The following is a 3,138-nucleotide window of genomic DNA, read 5'->3' as shown; positions in this document are numbered from 1 at the left end:
CCGCCGCGCCCGACCTTTTAAAACCAAATCAATTAAAGTTGATGGGAGTTAAGCTTGACAACGAGGACTTGCTTCGTGCCGCCGCCTTGGTGAACCGTGATGACCTAGCGGATGCTGTAGAGGCGTTTTTAGAATATTGCAAAATCAATCAGGTTCAGAAGCCTACTAACTGCCTAATTGTGGCAATTAAACGAGGATGGAAACCAGAAAACCCTCAAGAGCGTTCTCTTAATGCCAATGTAGATCCCGTTGAGGCATCGCTGATGATGTGGCGTTTAAGGTGGGATAAAGTGCCTGTGGCAAGACCCCAGATGAAGAGAGATATTGAGGCTGAGTTCCCGAATGGGGAAATTGTGGTTAATGACTTAGAGGTGGGGCCTGTTCGAGGTACAGTGTCAAAAATCGAAAAGCGGATAACCTAATGTAGTCCAGCAAATTTTTGCAATTGCTTGCAGGACATTTGTCAAACTTTATACACTAGGCAAGAAACGCGAGTGTATTTGGTATGGATGTACTAGGAAGGCAGATAAGCCAAAGCGGAGTGTTGCACCTAATGGACAAGCAGGAACCGCGTGAGCAAACTTGGTTTACTTTGTGCGGTCGTAAAATCCGCGCTACTCACGCTCTACCGTTGCAAAAATTTGATGGTGGTGAGAATTGCTGTACAGTCTGCGTCAGGATGCAACGCGGTAATGAGTTGCTGCACTCTCGACTTTTAGCAGCATGAGTGCGCGGCTATTGTTTGACAGCGTGTTTTTTTAGCGGAAAGGGTTAAACCCTTCCGAGATTTTTTGATGGTTTTTCAGCAGGTAAATCATCCGTCGATAAGTATACTGTCCGACACGAACTGGGTGATGATCGGTGGACTTGGTTTCTTTGGGGTTAATGTCGAAGAAACTAACTCCATCGCTGGCACTGCAATTAAAGCAAATATTAAACCAGTGACAAGTTAACTTGCCGAAAAAATATTAGCGTGGATTAAAAATCTTGCCTGTTACTCTCGACTGACCGCCAACTCTCCCGGTTGAGCCTTAACCCTCAATCGAGTTTCACTTGCTCAAAACATTTTGTTAACAGGTTAACCTATTAACATAATTTTTTGAGCAGTGGAGTTGGGTATGTCGTACTTCGGCATAGTATCCCTAAGCATTGTTTGCGGATGTTTGCCGGCGGGAGGGGTTAAGGCTCCGCAAGGGCGATCGCGTTACGGGCGATAAAAGCCGTGTCCTTTTTTAGCACCCATAGGGTTCTATACAGCATTTCCTGATATCAAAACCCAATTACAGAAAGTGCTTTGCGTCGCTGTTCGGGGGTGACCTCAAGGTAGCGTTGCAATGTCCCAAGGTCATTGTGACCGCTAATTTCTTGGATGTGGCGCAAGGGGATGTTAGCGCTAGACATTTGATTGAGGGCAGTACGCCGGAAGCTGTGGGTACTGACTCCCTCCAAGTGAACGCGCAATGCAGCAGCGCGAAGAATTTTGTCGGCGGCGTAACGGGTGAGGCGTTCGGTGACGCCGCGTACACCTGGGAACATGGGGCCTGGCTTGGGGTGATAGGCAGCAAGTATGGCGGCTAGTCCTGGCTCGATTTCGATGGCGCGGGTTTTGAGTTTCCCTTTGGTGGTAGACTTCCTGAATGTGAGTGTTTCGCCTTTGATGTCTGTAGTTTGGAGCTTGAGGGCTTCACTGACGCGGCAACCCGTGTACAAGCAGATGCCAAACAAAGCGCGATCGCGCTCCGTCATGAACCCGTCGCTGAATAATCGCCTGAGTTCGTCGGAGGTGAGAATTTTGGCTCGTCCGTTGCCGTTAACCTTCATAACCCAAGTGGAGTAAGCATTCCAGTACTCTACACCAAATCTCCATAACGTGGAATGCTAGGCGTAAACTATTGATTCTTCGTTGCCGATTGTTGGGTTTTTGGGTTAATTAATCCTGGCTTATGAATCCTTTTCTCTATCTACACACGAGAGAATCAGGTTTTGAGGCTTTTTAAATAACTTCTTCTTATCTACGGTGAGTCTGTCTGTATTCATGTGTAAAAAATGACAAATATGGGCATTATGAATGCAGGTACAAGAAATCCCCATGAAAAAACTTTTTGCAGGTCTGTTAGTGGCGTTGCTAGTCGGCTGTTCTGTCCAGGCGCGAACGCAACAAAATCCTTCTACAAAGGCTTCAGAAACAATCGACTATCCAAAAGCCTTGGCATTAAAGGATGGGAAAAAGCAACCAACGGAGATTGATGTTTACAAACAGCAGTTTCAAAAACTAGAAAAACTCTGCATTGAGAATGACGGTGATTTGGCTGGCATGATCTACACAATTGCCAAAAAAGGAAAAGCAGCGGGTTACGAGTGGTCTACAAATATCGATACCTTGAACTCTTTTATTCAAATGGCAGAAAGCGGCTTCGAGCGTAAACCAGCGCATTGCATGGAAGTTTATCTTGCACTAAACAAAGACCTGCAAGAAGAATCAAGCGAGTCCAGCAAATAAAAACTTGGCGATCTTCGGGCGATTTTGTCCGTAATCGGCGGCGGCGGGTTGCAGCGCTCTTGCTTGCGGTAACTTCCGACTTCAACTTCCGACAACACGGCGCTAGCTCGTGGAAGTTGGAAGTTAGGAGAAGTAAGTTAGAAATTGCGATCGCGATCCGGCTGCGTTGAAAATTGCATCGAGTAGCGTTGCAATTTTCGTTGCACTAAGCGCTTATATCGTGCGAACTGGCTCTAAACTGTTAAATTAGCGCTGCTACGTTTTTGAGCAATGTATTAGAAAAAAATGCCTATTTTTGGGGAATTTCTGTTAAAAAATAGCCCGTAAAAAATTGTCTACAGTTGCCAAAAACGGCATCCAGAGCGGGTTTTACCCGTCTACAGTTTCGTCTACAGGTGTAGACAGTGTAGACACACTGCAACCGCACTGCAACCGCTCTTGTCACCGTCGATCGTGGCACTGCAACCGCTCTTATCACCGTTGATCGTGGCAGTGTAACCGGACTTATCACCGTTGATCGTGGTACTGCAACCGCACTTGTCACCATCGATTGTGGCACACAAAGCGCACTTGTCACCCACGTGTTAGCTCTTTAATAAAGGCTTGAATTGCTTTTCCGGCTGGTGATTGTCTGCCCA

4 protein-coding genes are annotated in these 3,138 nt (G+C 46.6%); 3 read left to right on the top strand and 1 reads right to left on the bottom strand.

Annotation, left to right across the window (positions count from 1 at the left end; translation table 11 throughout):
* Together LC574_RS33195 and LC574_RS33190 are read left to right on the top strand one after the other, a co-directional pair.
* On the top strand, positions 1-422 hold a 422-nt coding region (locus LC574_RS33195; protein ID WP_229457838.1), incomplete at its 5' end, for a hypothetical protein.
* A gap of 131 nt (positions 423-553) precedes the next feature.
* Entirely contained in the window at positions 554-727 is a 174-nt protein-coding gene (locus LC574_RS33190; RefSeq protein ID WP_229457837.1) for a hypothetical protein, read from the top strand.
* A gap of 542 nt (positions 728-1,269) precedes the next feature.
* Here LC574_RS33190 and LC574_RS33185 read toward each other — a convergent pair.
* Positions 1,270-1,821, bottom strand: coding sequence for a site-specific integrase (locus LC574_RS33185; protein ID WP_229457836.1), 552 nt, complete (start codon positions 1,819-1,821; stop codon positions 1,270-1,272).
* Between the two features lie 268 nt (positions 1,822-2,089).
* Between LC574_RS33185 and LC574_RS33180 the strand changes: the two genes are divergently transcribed.
* Positions 2,090-2,500, top strand: coding sequence for a hypothetical protein (locus LC574_RS33180; RefSeq protein ID WP_229457835.1), 411 nt, complete (start codon positions 2,090-2,092; stop codon positions 2,498-2,500).
* Positions 2,501-3,138 lie beyond the last annotated feature (638 nt).

The organism is Nostoc sp. CHAB 5715 (assembly GCF_020829685.1).
Classification (GTDB): Bacteria; Cyanobacteriota; Cyanobacteriia; order Cyanobacteriales; family Nostocaceae; genus Nostoc.
The sequence above is the reverse complement of the archived record's forward strand: the minus strand, read 5'-3'. Positions and strand labels throughout refer to the sequence as shown.

Bases quoted from the DNA above. Each gene is read 5' to 3' on its own strand.
- LC574_RS33190 (WP_229457837.1), top strand. From the start codon at position 554: ATGGACAAGCAGGAACCGCGTGAGCAAACTTGGTTTACTTTGTGCGGT.
- LC574_RS33185 (WP_229457836.1), bottom strand. From the start codon at position 1,821: ATGAAGGTTAACGGCAACGGACGAGCCAAAATTCTCACCTCCGACGAA.
- LC574_RS33180 (WP_229457835.1), top strand. From the start codon at position 2,090: ATGAAAAAACTTTTTGCAGGTCTGTTAGTGGCGTTGCTAGTCGGCTGT.